General features: G+C 67.5%; 13 protein-coding genes. 4 read left to right on the forward strand and 9 right to left on the reverse strand.

All coding sequences use genetic code 11. From position 1 onward, the window contains the following. Window positions 1–250 precede the first annotated feature (250 nt). The 3 genes from AC25M7_RS14805 to AC25M7_RS14815 are packed head-to-tail and all read right to left on the reverse strand — an operon-like array spanning window position 251 to window position 2,898. On the reverse strand, window positions 251–838 hold the full coding sequence (locus AC25M7_RS14805) for a TetR/AcrR family transcriptional regulator (RefSeq protein ID WP_486971186.1): 588 nt from the start codon (window positions 836–838) through the stop codon (window positions 251–253). Between the two features lie 12 nt (window positions 839–850). Continuing rightward, on the reverse strand, window positions 851–1,699 hold the full coding sequence (locus AC25M7_RS14810) for a 3-hydroxybutyryl-CoA dehydrogenase (RefSeq protein WP_028690700.1): 849 nt from the start codon (window positions 1,697–1,699) through the stop codon (window positions 851–853). A gap of 14 nt (window positions 1,700–1,713) precedes the next feature. Further along, window positions 1,714–2,898 (reverse strand): acetyl-CoA C-acyltransferase family protein, encoded by a 1,185-nt coding sequence (locus AC25M7_RS14815; RefSeq protein ID WP_028690701.1) that lies wholly within the window; start codon window positions 2,896–2,898, stop codon window positions 1,714–1,716. A 172-nt stretch (window positions 2,899–3,070) separates the two neighbouring features. Between AC25M7_RS14815 and AC25M7_RS14820 the strand changes: the two genes are divergently transcribed. After that, on the forward strand, window positions 3,071–4,084 hold the full coding sequence (locus AC25M7_RS14820; RefSeq protein WP_028690702.1) for an AraC family transcriptional regulator: 1,014 nt from the start codon (window positions 3,071–3,073) through the stop codon (window positions 4,082–4,084). A gap of 24 nt (window positions 4,085–4,108) precedes the next feature. Here the strand turns inward: AC25M7_RS14820 and AC25M7_RS14825 are convergent, their stop codons facing one another. The 4 genes from AC25M7_RS14825 to AC25M7_RS14840 form a co-directional block, all read right to left on the reverse strand. Further along, a complete protein-coding gene (locus AC25M7_RS14825) occupies window positions 4,109–5,500 on the reverse strand; it encodes an APC family permease (protein WP_486971187.1) in 1,392 nt (463 codons plus the stop codon). A gap of 133 nt (window positions 5,501–5,633) precedes the next feature. Next, window positions 5,634–6,884: a carbohydrate porin gene (locus AC25M7_RS14830; RefSeq protein ID WP_028690704.1), complete on the reverse strand. Its 1,251-nt coding sequence runs from the start codon at window positions 6,882–6,884 to the stop codon at window positions 5,634–5,636. Between the two features lie 108 nt (window positions 6,885–6,992). Continuing rightward, complete coding sequence (locus tag AC25M7_RS14835) at window positions 6,993–9,398, reverse strand: glucose/quinate/shikimate family membrane-bound PQQ-dependent dehydrogenase (RefSeq protein WP_486971188.1); 2,406 nt, start codon at window positions 9,396–9,398, stop codon at window positions 6,993–6,995. A gap of 232 nt (window positions 9,399–9,630) precedes the next feature. After that, entirely contained in the window at window positions 9,631–10,224 is a 594-nt protein-coding gene (locus AC25M7_RS14840; RefSeq protein ID WP_486971189.1) for a TetR/AcrR family transcriptional regulator, read from the reverse strand. 103 nt (window positions 10,225–10,327) lie between these two features. Here AC25M7_RS14840 and AC25M7_RS14845 point away from each other — a divergent pair, with 103 nt between their 5' ends. Continuing rightward, entirely contained in the window at window positions 10,328–11,695 is a 1,368-nt protein-coding gene (locus tag AC25M7_RS14845) for an MATE family efflux transporter (protein ID WP_213884085.1), read from the forward strand. Here the strand turns inward: AC25M7_RS14845 and AC25M7_RS14850 are convergent. Next, window positions 11,686–12,015 (reverse strand): cupin domain-containing protein, encoded by a 330-nt coding sequence (locus AC25M7_RS14850; protein ID WP_028690708.1) that lies wholly within the window; start codon window positions 12,013–12,015, stop codon window positions 11,686–11,688. The genes AC25M7_RS14845 and AC25M7_RS14850 overlap by 10 nt on opposite strands. A 73-nt stretch (window positions 12,016–12,088) precedes the next feature. Between AC25M7_RS14850 and AC25M7_RS14855 the strand changes: the two genes are divergently transcribed. Together AC25M7_RS14855 and AC25M7_RS14860 are read left to right on the forward strand one after the other, a co-directional pair. Continuing rightward, window positions 12,089–12,988: a LysR family transcriptional regulator gene (locus tag AC25M7_RS14855; RefSeq protein ID WP_486971190.1), complete on the forward strand. Its 900-nt coding sequence runs from the start codon at window positions 12,089–12,091 to the stop codon at window positions 12,986–12,988. 107 nt (window positions 12,989–13,095) lie between these two features. Continuing rightward, entirely contained in the window at window positions 13,096–14,292 is a 1,197-nt protein-coding gene (locus AC25M7_RS14860) for an MFS transporter (protein ID WP_486971191.1), read from the forward strand. A 12-nt stretch (window positions 14,293–14,304) separates the two neighbouring features. Here the strand turns inward: AC25M7_RS14860 and AC25M7_RS14865 are convergent, their stop codons facing one another. Then, window positions 14,305–14,916 (reverse strand): LysE family translocator, encoded by a 612-nt coding sequence (locus AC25M7_RS14865; protein ID WP_247283179.1) that lies wholly within the window; start codon window positions 14,914–14,916, stop codon window positions 14,305–14,307. Window positions 14,917–15,012 lie beyond the last annotated feature (96 nt).

The following is a 15,012-nucleotide window of genomic DNA, read 5'->3' on the forward strand; positions in this document are numbered from 1 at the left end:
GGCGTTCAGCGCGGTCCTCCCGGGAGCAAGAACGTAGCGAGGGAACCCCGGAGCGAAGCGCAGGGGCCGGATGAACGGAGCGGAACGGTTTTGCCTACTTTTCCCACGAGAAAAGTAGGCCGCCGTAAAGGCGGAAAGGTGACTAAATGTCGCTATCTCCTACAAATGCGCATGCAAAAACCAAAACAATCACCAAGGAGCCAGAGCCAGAGCCAGAGCCAGAGCCAGAACCAGAACCAGAACCAGAACCCTACCCCAAAGCCCCCTCCACAGCCCCCACCACCAAACTCTCCATCAACCCAACCCCCTCAACCTCACCCAGCCCCTTCCCCCGCAACATCCCAGGCAACTGATTCAACAGCGTAGCCAGCACATGCCCGCTAGCCGCCAGTGCCTGCGCCCCCAACCGCGCCTGCGGCGCGATCAACCGTAAAAGCCCGGTTTCATAGCGCTCCCGCAAGTCCGCCAGGCGCACCTGCTGCTCCCCGGTGAGGCAGCAGAAATCCCGCTCGGCCAGGCGAAACTGCAACGGCCGCTCCCCATGCAAATGCCAGTGCGCGGCAATCAGGCAGGCCAGCACCGGCCGCCCTTGGGCCCGCGCCCGACGGCCCAGGTCCAGGGTGGCCTGCAACTCCTCGTACAGTTCTTCGATCAGGTCGTACAAGAGGTCCTGCTTGCTGGGAAAATGGTGATAAAGCGAGCCCGCGGTCAAGCCCACGTGCGCCGCCAGCTCACGCATGCTGACCTGGCCGAAGCCTTTCTCGGCGAACAGGGCCATGGCCCGGTCACGCCGCTCCTCGAAATTGGCGCAGCGCAGCGCCGCGTTGGCCGGGGGCATGGCGCGACTCCGTCAGTAGGTGAAGAAGCCACGACCGCTCTTGCGCCCCAGGTAGCCGGCGGCAACCATCTCCTTGAGCAGCGGGGCGGGGCGGTACTTGCTGTCGTTGAAGCCCTCGTGGAAGGCCTCCATGATCGCCAGCAAGGTGTCCAGGCCCACCAGGTCGGCCAGGGCCAGCGGACCGATCGGCTGGTTGCAGCCCAGGCGCATGCCGGTGTCGATGTCCTCGGCGCTGGCCAGGCCTTCCTGGAATACGAAGATCGCCTCGTTGATCATCGGCACCAGGATCCGGTTGACCACGAAGCCTGGGCGGTTGCCGGCGGTGATCGGCGTCTTGCCGAGCTTCTCGGTGACCAGCAGCGCCTGGGCGTAGGTCGCATCGCTGGTCTGCAGGCCGCGGATGATCTCGACCAGCGCCATCATCGGCACCGGGTTGAAGAAGTGCACGCCGATGAAACGCTGCGGCTGTTCGATACTGGCCGCCAGCTGGGTGACCGACAGCGACGAGGTGTTGGTGGCGATCAGGCACTCGGCGCCGACGTTGGCGGCCACCTGCTGCAGGATGCGCTGCTTGAGGGCGAGGTTCTCGGTGGCCGCCTCGATCACCAGCTGTGCGTCTGCCAGCTGGGCATAATCGGTGCTGGTGCGGATCCGGGCCTTGGCGGCGCTGGCCTTGTCGGCGTCGATGGTGCCCTTGCCGACCTGGCGCTCGAGGTTCTTGCCCAGGGTCGCCACGCCACGCTCCAGCGCGGCGTCGGAGACGTCCACCAGCAGGACCTGGTAGCCGGCCAGCGCGCACACCTGGGCGATGCCGTTGCCCATGGTGCCGGCGCCGATCACGGCGATGTGTTCGATGTTCATGTTGCTGACTCCTTTCAGACGCGTTCGAAGACGACGGCGATGCCTTGGCCGCCGCCGATGCACATGGTGGCCAGGGCGTAGCGGCCCTGGACGCGATGCAGTTCATGGATGGCCTTGGTGGCGATGATCGCGCCGGTGGCGCCGACCGGGTGGCCGAGGGAGATGCCCGAGCCGTTGGGGTTGACCTTCTCCGGGTCGAAGCCCAGGGCGCGGGCCACGGCGCAGGCCTGGGAGGCGAAGGCTTCGTTGGACTCGATCACGTCCAGGTCGGCGACCTTCAGGCCGGCTTTTTCCAGCACCTTCTGCGTGGCCGGGATCGGGCCCAGGCCCATCAGTGCCGGTTCCACACCGGCGTGGGCGTAGGCGACGATGCGCGCCAGCGGCTTGAGGCCCTGGCGGCGCACGGCGTCACCGGTGGCCAGGACCAGGCCGGCGGCGCCATCGTTGATACTGCTGGCGTTGCCGGCGGTGACGGTGCCGTCCTTCTTGAACACCGCCTTCATGGCCGCCAGCTGTTCGGCGCTGGCGTCGCCGCGCACGTTCTCGTCCACGGCGAATTGCACGGGGCCTTTGCGGGTCTTGATCTCGATCGGCACGATCTGGCCGTCGAAGCGGCCTTCGGCGATGGCCCGGGCGGCGCGGCGCTGGCTGGTCAGGGCGACCTCGTCCTGCATCTGGCGGCTGATGCCGTGGGCCGCCGCGACGTTCTCGGCGGTGATGCCCATGTGGAAGTGCTCGAACGGGTCCTGGAGGATGCCGACCATGTAGTCGATACCCTGCAGGTCACCCATGCGCGCGCCCCAGCGGGCCTGCGGCAGCAGGTAGGGGCCGCGGCTCATGGACTCGGCGCCGGCGGCCAGGGCGATGTCGCTGTCGCCCAGCAGCAGGCCTTGGGCGGCCGAGACGATGGCCTGCAGGCCCGAGCCGCACAGGCGGTTGACGCTGAAGGCCGGGGTTTCCTTGGGAATGCCGGCGTTCATCGCCGCGACCCGGCCCAGGTAGGCGTCGCGTGGTTCGGTGGGGATCACGTTGCCCATCACCACATGGCCGATCTGCTCGGCGGCGACGCCCGAGCGCTCGATGGCGGCGCGGGTCACCTGGGTGGCGAGGTCGGCCAGGGGCAGGTCCTTGAGCGAACCGCCGAAGCTGCCGATGGCCGAACGTACCGCGCTGACGACGAAGATTTCTGTGCTGCTCATGGGGGGCTCCGTTTGCGAAGGCGTGGCGGGGTGGGAGTGGCTCTGCGAGAATGGCGGCCGCACCCTCCCGGGGTGGATCGAGTCTAGGCAAAGGCACTCAGGCGGCCTATGCCGGATCTGTTCAGTCAACCTGGCATTTTTTGCCACTCAGCATAGACAGCGGACTTCTGCCATGCGCGATAGCGATACGGTCGCGGTGTACTTCCTCAATGCCATGCTTCACGCCTTGCGTGAGCGGCCACAGGCGCGCGATGCCCACCTGCGGGCGGTGGGCATCGACCCGCAGGTGCTGTCCCAGCCGCTGGCGCGGGTACCGGCCAAGGCGTTCGCCCAACTGTGGCTGGCGCTGATCGACGAACTGCACGATGAGTTCTTCCGCCTCGACAGCCATGGCATGCCCCTGGGCAGCTTCGCCCTGATCTGCCGCGGGCTGATCCAGGAGCCGACCCTGGGCAAGGCGCTGCGCCAGTGCCTGGGCAGTTTCGCCCTGTTTTTGCGCGACCTGAACGGCAGTGTCACGGTGCGCGGTGCGCGCACCGTGATCAGCGTGCAATCGAACATCGCCGACCCGCTGACCCGGGTCTATGCCGAGGAAACCTACCTGGTCCTGGTGATCGGCCTGCTGTGCTGGCTGGCCGGTCGGCGCATCGCCATCGACCGCACCGAGCTGGCCCTGGGGCGCCCGGCGCAGGAGGATGACGCGCTGCTCTGGGGGCCGGACCTGCGCCTGGGCAGCGGACGCACCGAGGTGGAGTTCGACAGCGCCTGGCTGCGCTTGCCGGTGGTGCAGGACCTGACGGCGCTGAAGGGTTTTCTGCGCAGCGCGCCGCAAGGGCTGGTGATCCGCTTTCGCAACCAGAACGGCCTGGTGGCCGAGGTCTATCGCCACCTGCGCGCCCGCCACTACGGGCAGTGGCCGACGCTCAACGCCATGGCTGAACGGCAGCGGCTCAGCGCCAGCAGCTTTCGCCGCCAGCTGGAGCGAGAGGGGCGCTCGTACCAGCAGATCAAGGACGAAGTGCGCCGGGCGATGGCCTTCGAACTCTTGCGCGAAGGCCACCTGAGCATCGCCGAGATCGCCGAGCACACCGGGTTCCAGGAACCCAGCGCGTTTCACCGGGCGTTCAAGAAGTGGACCGGGCAGAGTCCGGGCAGCTATCGGGCCAAGCGCGCCTCTTCGGCATGACGGGGCGTGCTTGGTCCGCTATCGCTAAAGCGGTTCGGGCCTGAACAACGGCTTCTTCATCACGCCCTTGATCCAGACCAGCGCGATCAGCGATACCACCGCCAGCACGATCCCTGCCGTACCGAAGACCTTCAGGTTCATCTCCGGGCTGGGCGAGGCATGCCAGATCGCATACAGCATCCCGCCGATGCCGAACAGCTGCGGCAGCGGATAGAGCGGGGTGCGGAATGGCCTCGGCAGATGCGGGTAGCGCAACCGCAGGGCGATCACGTCAAGGTGCACGATGACGTACGCCAGCAGCCAGGCCAGGGCGGCGGCCAGCAGCAGCAGGTTGATCGCGGCGGCGTCCTGGCCCATCAGCAGGATCGGCAGGCCGGTGATAGCCGCCACGAACAGCACGGCCACCCAGGGCGTGCGCGCCCGCGGACTGAGCTGCTTGAACTGGGGAAACGCCTGGCCATTGCAGGCCATGCCATAGAGCATGCGCGGAATGGCCGCGAGCGAGGTGTTGAGGGTGCTGCAGGTGGCGGTCACCGCGGCGATCACCAGGAACACCTCGCCGGTCTTGCCGAACACCGTGGTGGCGAACAGGTAATGGGGCAGGGCATCGCTGCTCAGGGCTTCGCGGGGCACCAGGAACAATGCACCCAGGCCGTACAGGCCAATGGTGGCGAAGATCACGGTCAGGCCGATGATCATCGAACGCGGAATGTTGCGTTCGGGCTTGCGGGTTTCCTCCACCAGCGAGCAGACGAACTCGGCGCCGACGAAGCCCCACACGGCCATGGCGGTCAGGGCCAGCACCCCGGCGCCCATCGGGTTCCACTCGCCCTGCAGCAGCGTGGTGGTGACCCCTTCGGCATGACCTTCGCTGATCGCGGCGACGCCGAGGATCAGCAGCACGATCACCATGACCACGGCCATGGCGCTCTGCAGCTTGGCGAAGATGTCGATGCCCATCAGGTTCAGGCCGGTGAACAGCGCGAGCACGCCGAAGGCCACCGAGTATTGCGGGAACACCCCGGGGTAGACCTTGGCGACGATCAGGTCGAGCAACAGCAGTTCGGCCGACAGGGCGAACATGGCCACCACCACGTAGCCGGAGAAGGTCGCCAGGATCGCCGGGAAGTGCCCCAGCGCCACCTCGGTGTAACTCGACAGGCTGCCGGCACGGGGCACCAGCAGGGCCAGTTCGGAGAAGGAAAAGGCGTAGCTCAGGGCCAGCAGGTAGGCCAGCCCCAACGGCACGATGAAGCCCAGGCCGGCGGCACCGACCCCCTGCAGCATCATCACCATCACCCCTTGCGACACCACCAGGCCCACGGCCACCGCCAGCAGCGACCCCAGCCCCAGGACCCGGCGAAAACCGGCTTGATCGTGCTGCACGCTGGCAGGCACGGACGCACTTGCACTCATGACAGTTCCCCGCTCTTTGTTGTTGTAGTTGCGCCAGATACTGGGACAGGGTGCGGGGCGGGGAAATTAGTAAATATGTGGTTGCTAGGCAGGAAAAAGCTAGGCGCTCCTCCAGAGCCCGCCAGGCCTTATTTCAGAACGTCGCCTTGACCTGCAAGCCGAATATCAGCGCATTGTCGATGTCCTTCCCGGAAAACGCTCCCGGCTCGACGATGTACTGCACATCCGGGCGCAGGTTCAGCCAAGCGGTGGCCTGGTAGCCATAGCTCAGCTCGACCAGTTGCTCGGCGCTGTCGAGGTTCGGGAAGGGTTGCCCGGCATCGACGGCCGCCTCTTCCAGCACATCGCGGCTACGTGGGTTCGGTACCGCGCGGCCATACCCCAGGGCAACGGTATCCCGTGGCCGGCTTGCGAACGGCTGGTACAGCACCACGCCAGCGCCGTACCACCGGGTGAATGGCGAGGCGGCCTTGCTCGAGGCCGAGTACTGGCCGAAGGCATGCAGGCTGCGCCCGGGCGATGCCGGGTCGTTCCACACGGCCTGGTCGACCAGCAGATAATGTCCGCCACGACCGGCGACTTCCTCGCTGCTGCCGATGCGCTTCACGTTCGAGCTGTCGTAGTAGTAACCGAGCTTGTATTCGCCCGGCAGTTCACCGCGCAGCTTGTACACCAGTTCCACCGGGACCACGGTGCCGGTGGTGTGCTTGGGTCCCAGGTGCCAGGCGCGGCTGGCATTGCCGTTGCTCTCGGGGTCGACATTGAACGCCGCCAGCCGCAGTTGCCAGTCGGGCGCGAGGTCATATTTCACCCGTATGCCGAGGTGGGCGTTGGGGTAGTTGGTCCAGCCGCTGCCGCCGGACATGTTCAGCGGGTGGCCACAGAATCCGGCGTTCATGAAGTTGCACAGGATGCCGCTGTCCAGCCCGCCGAGGTCGTTGCCCATGGCCATGTAGCCGAGCTTGAGGTTGAGCGCGGGCGACAGGTTGCGCTCGTAGCTCAGTTCGGTCAGGCGGGTGTAGAGACCGCCGTAGTTTTCCTGGATCGGCAGGCGGTTGCCTACCAGGTCGTCTGAAGCGCTGTTGCCACGGCGGTCGTTGATAGTCAGCTGGACCTTGCCGCCGTTGTCCAGGCCGTACAGCTTCGACAGGTCGAACTGCACGCCCAGCTTGAGGTTCTGCGAGTAGCGGGCCGAACGGTGCAGGCCACCATGGGCGTTGTAGGCGGTCTCGCCGCTGTAGTCGCCGGTGAAGGTGATGCCGTCTGCCGCGAGCTGGTGGCGCAGGCCGCCCCAGTCGCCGGTCAGGGTATTGTCGGCGGCGAATGCAGCAGTGCTGGCGAGGGCAAGAAGCAGGGTGGGCGTGAGGCGTGAAACGGATGACATTGCGGAGTCTCGGGTTGTCTGAAAGGGCCTCATCGCCGGCAAGCCGGCTTCCACACTGAGTGCATGGACCCTGTGGGAGCCGGCTTGCCGGCGATGCAGGCGACGCGATTACGGCAGGGCGTACGCCATCACGTAGTCGCCACGGTCGGTCGACTGGCGCGCGCCGCCGGCGGTGACCACCACATACTGCTTGCCGGTTTTCGGCGACACATAGGTCATCGGGCCGCCCTGGCTGCCGACCGGCAGGCGGGCCTTCCAGATCTCGTTGCCGTTGCCGCTGTCGTAGGCGCGCAGGTAGAAGTCCTGGGTGCCGGCGATGAACACCAGGCCGCCCTGGGTGGACAGGGTGCCGCCCAGGGTCGGCAGGCCGATCTTGATCGGCAGGTGCATGCGGATGCCCAGAGGGCCGGTGTCCTCGACGGTGCCGACCGGCACCTGCCAGGCGATCTGCCGGGTCTTCATGTCGATGGCGGTGAGGGTGCCGAACGGCGGCGCCTGGCACGGAATACCGGCCACCGACAGGAAGCGGTTCTTGTTCACCGCGTACGGCGTGCCCTTGAGCGGCACCGCGCCCATGCCGGTGTTCAGCGCCTCGCCGCCGCCTGCCGCCGCGCCCTGGTTCTGCGACGGGATCATCTGGATCCACAGGCCCAGGCGCATGTCGTTGACGAAGATGAAGCCATGCACCGGGTCGGTAGAAATGCTGCCCCAGTTCATGCCGCCCAGCGAGCCGGGGAAGCTCAGCGACAGGTCGGTGCCCGGCGCGGTGTACAGGCCGTCGTAGCGCATCTTCTTGAAGTCGATGCGGCACAGCAGTTGGTCGTACGGGGTGGCGCCCCACATGTCCGATTCGGTCAGGGTCTGCGCGCCGATCTGCGGCATGCCCACCGACTTTGGCTGGGTCGGCGAGTACGGCTCGTTAGGGATGTTGCCCGGCTTGACCGGGACTTCGTCGACCTGGGTCAGCGGCTTGCCTGTGGCGCGGTCGAGCACGTAGATCTGCCCGGCCTTGGTGCCGATCACCACGGCGGGCACGGTGCTGCCGTCGTCTTTGGTGAAGTCGATCAGGCTCGGCTGCATTGGCAGGTCGAAGTCCCAGAGATCGTTATGCACGGTCTGGTACACCCACTTTTGGTTGCCCGTGGTGGCGTCCAGGGCCAGCACCGAGGCGCCGTAGGTGTGGTCAAGCTTGTTGCGCTCGACACCGTAGATATCGGTGGACGAGGAACCCATCGGCAGGAACAGGGTGTTCATCGCCGGGTCGTACGACATCGGCGCCCAGCTGTTGGGGGTGCTGCGCACGTAGGTCCGGTCGCCTTGCGGGGCTTCGCGGTCCTGCGGGTTGCCCGGGTCGAAGGCCCAGCGCTGGGCACCGGTGATCACATCGAAGCCACGGATCACGCCGCCGGGCATGTCGGTCTGTACGTTGTCGGCGACGCGGCCGCCGACCACCACGGTAGTGCCGGCCATCAGCGGTGCCGAGGACAGCTGGTAGTACGAGTCCGGTACGTTGCCCAGGCCGGCCTTGAGGTCGACCTGGCCGTTGTCGCCGAAGCCTTCGCAGAATGCGCCGGTGTCGGCATCGACCGCGATCAGGCGGGCATCGATGGTGTTGGTCAGCAGGCGGCGCTGGCAGTTGGCGCCGGCCGGCACGCTGCTCACGCTGACCGGCGTGCTGTCAGGCTGGGTCGGCTGGGCGATCGGCGCGCTGGCGTCGAAGTAGGCCAGGCCGCGGCAGCGCTGCCAGACCTTGGACTGGGCGTTGATGGCGTTCTTCCACAGTTCCTTGCCGGTGTCGGCGTCGAGGGCGATCAGGTTGTTGTGCGGGGTGCAGATGAACACCTTGTCGCCTACCTGCAGTGGGGTGAGCTGGTCTTCGGCGCCGTTGCCGTCGCTGAGGGCGACGTCACCGGTGTGGTAGGTCCAGGCCACCTTGAGCTGGTCGACGTTGCCTCGGTTGATCTGGTCCAGCGCGGCGAAGCGGCTGCCGCCCTCGGTGTTGCCGTAGTGGGCCCAGTCCTTCTGCTGCTGGCCAGGTTCCACCGGCGTCTGGCCTGGGCCCTTGCCGGTGGGGGCGACGCTGGGATGGGCGACGAACATGTTGCCGGCGGCGATCACCAGCGCCACGCCCAGCAGGCCGGCGACGCCATAGGCGCCACGCGCCGGGCGTCGGACCAGTTGCGGATACACCAGCGCCACCACCAGGCCGATGGCGGCAAACATGAACAGCCGCGAGAACAACGGCCAGAACGCCAGCTCGGTGTCGGCCACGGCCCAGATCGCGGTGCCGGCGAGGAACAGCGCGTACAGCCAGGCGCCAGCGGGCTTGCGACGGGCGATGAGGATCCCGGCAATGGCCATGGCCAGGCCGCCGACCAGGAAGTACCAGGAACCGCCCAGGCCGGCCAGCTTGACGCCGCCGGCGGCCAGGAGCAGGCCGAGCAGGGCGATGACGACGCCCAGTCCGACCAGGATGAAGGTTGAGGCGCCGGAGGCGCGGGGTGAGTCTTTCATGCCAGGGATCTCGCAGGTGGAATGCGAGAAGTTTAAGCCCTTAGCAAGCTAATTAACAAGTTAGTACATTTTGATTTGTGGCCGATTGTCGCAATTAGAGCAGGCGATTAACCGTCCACGTGGGAGCGGGCTTGCCCCGCGATGAGGCCAGTCGCTACAACCAGGTTGGCTGGGGGACGCCATCGCGGGCCAAGCCCGCTCCCACGCAGCGCGCGCCAAAACCAGAATGAACTCAGGCCTGCAACCCTTCCATCAAACAGCGCAGCGCCCCCTTCACCCGCTCCGCCGCCGCTTGCGGATCGTCTTGGGCAATCACCCACATGCCGCTGTCGCCCATCGCGCCATTGATCAGGTGGGCCATGGCCACGGCGTCGAAGACGCGCAGCCTGCCGGCCTGCTGCAACTCCACCAGCCCTTGGGCCATGGGCCCGATGTAGCTGGCTTCCTCCAGTTCGCGCAGCCGAGGGCCGAGCACCCCGGGGGCGTCTTGCAGCAGGATGCGGCGCAGGGCCGGCTCGTGCAGCAGGTCGTAGTAGTACAGGCAGGTGTCGATATAGCCCTCCCACGGGTCGTCATGCGTGGCGTAGCGGGCATCGATCGCCTGGTTGATCTCCTCGAGCAGGTGCTGCACCACAGCGGTGAACAGCCCAGCCTTGCCGCCAAAATGGTGGTGCAGGGCCCCGCGGGTGAGGTCGGCCTCGGCGCACAGTTCATCCATCACCACGGCGGCAAAGCCCTTTTCGGCGAACTGGTGGCGGGCGACGGCGATCAGCCGTTCGGTGGTGTCCGCGCTCATGGCGGCGCGGCTGCGGCGAGGGGTGGGCATGGAGGGCTCCGGGTAAAAAACGATGGCTGCAAATTAGCATACGTTGCGTATGTCAATAAATAGCATTAGCATACGCGGCGTATGTCAATTGGAGATGGCTACCGTGACTGCCCTCGCTTCACCCAAGAATGTTGCCTGGCTGGGCGAGCTGCCTGGCCTGTTGCGCCTGGCGCTGCCGCTGGTGCTGGGCCTGTCGGCGGCCGAACTGATCAGCCTGACCGATACCGTGCTGCTGGCCTCGCTGGGCACCGTGGTACTGGCCTGTGTCGCGCTGACCAGCAGCGCCGGGCTGATCTTCCATGCCGGGCTGTACGGCATGCTCGCCACCCTCAGCGTGCGCGTCGGCCATGCCCATGGCGCCGACGACCCCGGCGCCGTGGCACGCACGCTGCGTGCCGGGCTGGGTTATGGCCTGCTGGTGGGTATCCTCGGCTGCCTGGCGATGCTGGCCTGCCTGCCCTTGGTGCAATGGTTGGGCGTACCGCTGCCCGACGTGGCGCTGCTGACGCCGTACTGGCAGGCCATGGCGGTATTCCTGATCCCGTACTGCCTGGCGGTGGTGTTCAAGGACGTGCTGGAAGCCATCGGCCGGCCCTGGGTGGGCGTGCTGCTGGTGATGAGCGCGGTGTTGTTCAACATTCCGCTGAGCTATGGGCTGATCCACGGCCATTTCGGCTTGCCGGCGCTGGGCCTGCTGGGGGCGGGTATCGCCAGTGTGATCGCCGAATCGCTGGCGGTGCTGGTGGCCCTGGCTTACTGGCGCCTGGCGCCCTCGCTGGCGAGTTACCGTCAGGCTGCCCAAGGGGCACGATTGACCTGGCGCACGCTGTTGGGCGAGGGTTGGCCGCTGGGCCTGGGGTATCTTGCCGAGGCCGGCGCGGTGGTGATCGCTGCCTGGATGCTCGGCTGGCTGGGCAATGCGGCCCTGGCGGCCAACCAGGTGGTGCAGTCGATCGGCGCGCTGCTGTACATGCTGCCGCTGGGCATGGCGGCGGCGGTCAGCATCCGCATCAGCCAGGCCCAGGGCCGCGGCGAGACGGCACGCATCCGCGCCATCGGCAGCGCCACCTTTGCCAGCGTCACTGCCTGGATGCTGGTGGCCACCGTGCTGCTGGCGCTGTTCGGGCGCTCCATCGCCGAGGCCATGAGCGACGACCCGCAGGTAATCGCCATCGCCGTGCCGATGTTCGTGGTGGTCGCGGCCATGCAGGTGGCCGATGGTCTGCAGTCCACCGCGCTGGGCGCCTTGCGCGGCCTGCAGGACTATCGCTGGCCGGTGGGCGTGACCCTGGTCAGCTACTGGCTGCTGGCGCTGCCACTGAGCTACTGGCTGGCCTTGCACTCCTCGCTGGGCGCGGTGGGCGTCTGGGTCGGCTTCGCCTGCGGCCTGACCGTGGCGGCGGTGCTGCTGCCGTGGCGGTTCTATCGCCTGCAGGCAACGCCCGCCACGGCGGTACTGGCTCAGCCCTGATAGAACACCGCCAGCCATACCGTCGCCACGCCGGGCTCGGTCCATTCCACCCGGTGGCGGCAACCGGGCGGGATGTCCAGATGGTCGCCGGGGCGCAGCACGCGGGTATGTGGCTCGTGCTCCAGGCGCAGCCCGGCGCTGCCGCTGAGCACGACCACCCATTCGCCCTCGGCCTGGTCGTACCAGAACCCCGGCGGGCTGGACTGGCCGCTGGAGACGATACGCTCGATGCGCAGGCCCGGGCGCCGGAGCAGGTCGGTGAACTGCTCGTCGGCGTCGGGCGCGAGCGGCGGCAGGGCGCTGAACAGGTTGTCGGGCATGGGCGTCTCGCGTGGTTGATTCCAGTCGGTGATTGTAGGAAGGTTTTGGCCTTTGCCCCCTGGAAGATTGACGATGGACAAGCTGCTGGCTCTGAAGGTGTTCATGGCCACCGCCGAGGCCGGCGGCTTTTCCGCCGCCGCGCGCAGGCTCGGGGTGGCGACCTCCTCGGTGACCCGCCAGGTCGACGCCCTGGAACTCGAGCTGGGGGCCAGCCTGCTCAACCGCTCGACCCGCCAGGTCAGCCTGACCGAAGCCGGCGCCAGCTACTACCAGCGGGCCCGCGAGATTCTCGAGGCCCTGGCCGAGGCCGACGCCAGTGTCGCCGACCGCGGCGAAGAGCCGGTCGGCGTGTTGCGCCTGTGCCTGCCGGTGGAGTTCGGTCGCCGGGTCATCGCTCCGCACCTGGGCGCGTTCCTCGCCCGTTACCCGGCACTGGAGCTGGACATCGACCTGAGTGACCGCTTTGACGACCTGCTCGATGGCCGCTACGACCTGAGCATCCGCCTTGGCGAGCCGGCGCCCAGTGATGAACTGGTGTGTCGCCCGCTGGGGCGCTTCGAGCGCTGGTTGGTGGCCAGCCCGGCATACCTGCGCCAGCAGCCGGTGCTCAGCGAGCCGCAGCAACTGGCCGTGTGCGCCTGCCTGCGTTTTCGCTACGGCCAATCGGCGCGGCCGTGGCGGCTAAGCCTGGGCGAGCAGCGCCTGGAACTGGACGTCAGCGGCCCGTTGCGCAGCGCCAACGCCGACCTCTTGCGTGAGGCGGCCATTGCCGGCAGCGGCGTGGCGCTGCTGGCCGACTGGCTGGTGCGCGAGGATGTCGAGGCCGGGCGCCTGCAGCGGCTGTTCGCCGACTGGACGGTGAGCCCGGGGGCGGCCAGCGCCAGCATCAACGCCCTGTACCTGCCCAACCACCGTGGCTCGCGCCGGGTGATGGCGTTCGTCGCCTTCTGCGAGGGGCTTCTGGCCGGCTGAGGCGTTGCGCGCCGCGCAAAGGCCCGTTGCGCGGGCGATGGATTCTCGCCGGGGCGGATGTCCGTCACCCTTCGCGCACATCCTTTCGCAAGCCGAGGTACCCTCGAATGAATCCCTCCCTCGCCGTCGCCCAGGCAACGGCCCCGGGCCTGAGCCGGGCCCTGGTGACGCTGCTGGCGTTCTGCTGCGGCGCCATCGTCGCCAACATCTACTACGCCCAGCCCATCGTCGGCCTGATCGCGCCGGACCTGGGGCTGTCCACCGAGCGGGCCAGCCTGATCGTGTCCCTGACCCAGATCGGCTATGCCCTGGGCTTGTTGTTCCTGGTGCCGCTGGCCGACCTGCTGGAGAACCGCCGGCTGATGATCGCCACGGCGGTGCTGGCCACCGGCAGCCTGTTGCTGGCCGGCACCAGTGGTCACGGGCAGGGCGAGGTGTTCCTGCTGTACGCGCTGCTGATCGGCTTCAGCTCGGTGGCGGTGCAGATGCTGATACCACTGGCGGCGCACCTGGCGCCGGAGCGCGAGCGTGGCCGGGTGGTCGGCAACATCATGGGTGGGTTGCTGCTGGGCATCCTGCTGGCGCGGCCGCTGGCGAGCCTGGTGGCCGATCACTTCGGCTGGCGCGCGGTGTTTGTCGGCGCCGCCGGGGTGATGGTGGCGATCATCCTGCTGCTGGCGTTGACCTTGCCGCGCCGGCTGCCGGAGCACAAGGCCAGTTATGCTGGGCTGATGGCTTCGTTGCTGGTGCTGTTGCGCCGCCATCCGGTGTTGCGCCAGCGGGCGCTGTACCAGGCGCTGATGTTCGCCGCCTTCAGCCTGTACTGGACGGCGGTGCCGCTGGCGCTGGCTGGCGAGCACGGCCTGTCGCAGAGCCAGATCGCGCTGTTCGCCCTGGTGGGCGCGGTGGGCGCGGTGGCGGCGCCGCTGGCCGGGCGCCTGGCCGATGCCGGGCATGCGCGACGCGCTTCGCTGCTGGCGATGGCCCTGGCGCCACTGGCGTTACTGCTGGGCCTGAGCGCACCGGGCGCCAGCGTGATAGGCCTGGGGTTGACCGGGGTGCTGCTGGATTTCGCCGTGCAGATGAACATGGTCATCGGCCAGCGTGAGGTGTACGCGCTGAATCCGGCCAGCCGTGGCCGGCTCAATGCCCTCTACATGACCAGCATCTTCCTCGGTGGGGCGCTGGGCTCGGCGCTGGCCAGCGGGGTGTACGCGCAGTACGGCTGGAGCGGCGTGGCGTTGCTGGGGGCGGGATTGCCGGCGGTTGCGCTGGGGGTGTTCCTGGTTGTTTCCCGGCGATGATCCCCGGGGCTTCTATCGTCCCAGCGGCAGGGCCACGCCGATCAGTGCGAACAGGCTCCCGCAACAGCGATTGAACCACCGGCCACCCTTGGCCAGCCACGGGCGGATGCGAAACGCCAGACGTGCCAGCAGGTACTCCACCAGGCATTCGACACTGGCGAAGGTCGCCGCCATCACCACGAACTGCACCAGCAGGCCACGCTGCGGGTCGATGAACTGGGGCAGGAACGCGCCATAGAACAGCAGCACCTTGGGGTTGGCCACAGCCGAAAGGCAGCCCTGGCGGAACAACCCGGCATTGCTCAGCGCCACACCGCCGCGCGGTTGTTCCAAGTGCAGCGCCGGTGTGCGCCACAGCTGGATCCCAAGCCAGACCAGGTAGGCCCCGCCGATCCACTTGAGCACCGTCAGCACCGAGGCCGAGGCCTGCAGCAGGGCGCTCAGGCCGAACATGGTCAGGGCGATCAGGAGACTGAAGCCCAGCACGCCGCCAAGGATGGTGAACAGCGTGCGGCGGGCGCCGTACAGCGCGCCATGGGTCAGGGCCAGCAGGCTGTTCGGACCTGGGGTCAGCGACAGTCCGATGCTGGCGAGCAGGTAGATGAGCCAGGTGTCGAGTGCCATGGGGGAGCCTTGTGGAAGTGCAGGGCGCCAGTGTAGGGCAGGGCAGTGGAAATACAGGGTAGTATCTGGTCATAGAATGGTTATATCTGGACATTC

This window comes from Pseudomonas sp. P106(2024), assembly GCF_057480815.1.

Coding starts and splice junctions, on each gene's coding strand:
- AC25M7_RS14805 (WP_486971186.1), bottom strand. CDS start 838: ATGCCCCCGGCCAACGCGGCGCTGCGCTGCGCCAATTTCGAGGAGCGG.
- AC25M7_RS14810 (WP_028690700.1), bottom strand. CDS start 1,699: ATGAACATCGAACACATCGCCGTGATCGGCGCCGGCACCATGGGCAAC.
- AC25M7_RS14815 (WP_028690701.1), bottom strand. CDS start 2,898: ATGAGCAGCACAGAAATCTTCGTCGTCAGCGCGGTACGTTCGGCCATC.
- AC25M7_RS14820 (WP_028690702.1), top strand. CDS start 3,071: ATGCGCGATAGCGATACGGTCGCGGTGTACTTCCTCAATGCCATGCTT.
- AC25M7_RS14825 (WP_486971187.1), bottom strand. CDS start 5,500: ATGAGTGCAAGTGCGTCCGTGCCTGCCAGCGTGCAGCACGATCAAGCC.
- AC25M7_RS14830 (WP_028690704.1), bottom strand. CDS start 6,884: ATGTCATCCGTTTCACGCCTCACGCCCACCCTGCTTCTTGCCCTCGCC.
- AC25M7_RS14835 (WP_486971188.1), bottom strand. CDS start 9,398: ATGAAAGACTCACCCCGCGCCTCCGGCGCCTCAACCTTCATCCTGGTC.
- AC25M7_RS14840 (WP_486971189.1), bottom strand. CDS start 10,224: ATGCCCACCCCTCGCCGCAGCCGCGCCGCCATGAGCGCGGACACCACC.
- AC25M7_RS14850 (WP_028690708.1), bottom strand. CDS start 12,015: ATGCCCGACAACCTGTTCAGCGCCCTGCCGCCGCTCGCGCCCGACGCC.
- AC25M7_RS14855 (WP_486971190.1), top strand. CDS start 12,089: ATGGACAAGCTGCTGGCTCTGAAGGTGTTCATGGCCACCGCCGAGGCC.
- AC25M7_RS14860 (WP_486971191.1), top strand. CDS start 13,096: ATGAATCCCTCCCTCGCCGTCGCCCAGGCAACGGCCCCGGGCCTGAGC.
- AC25M7_RS14865 (WP_247283179.1), bottom strand. CDS start 14,916: ATGGCACTCGACACCTGGCTCATCTACCTGCTCGCCAGCATCGGACTG.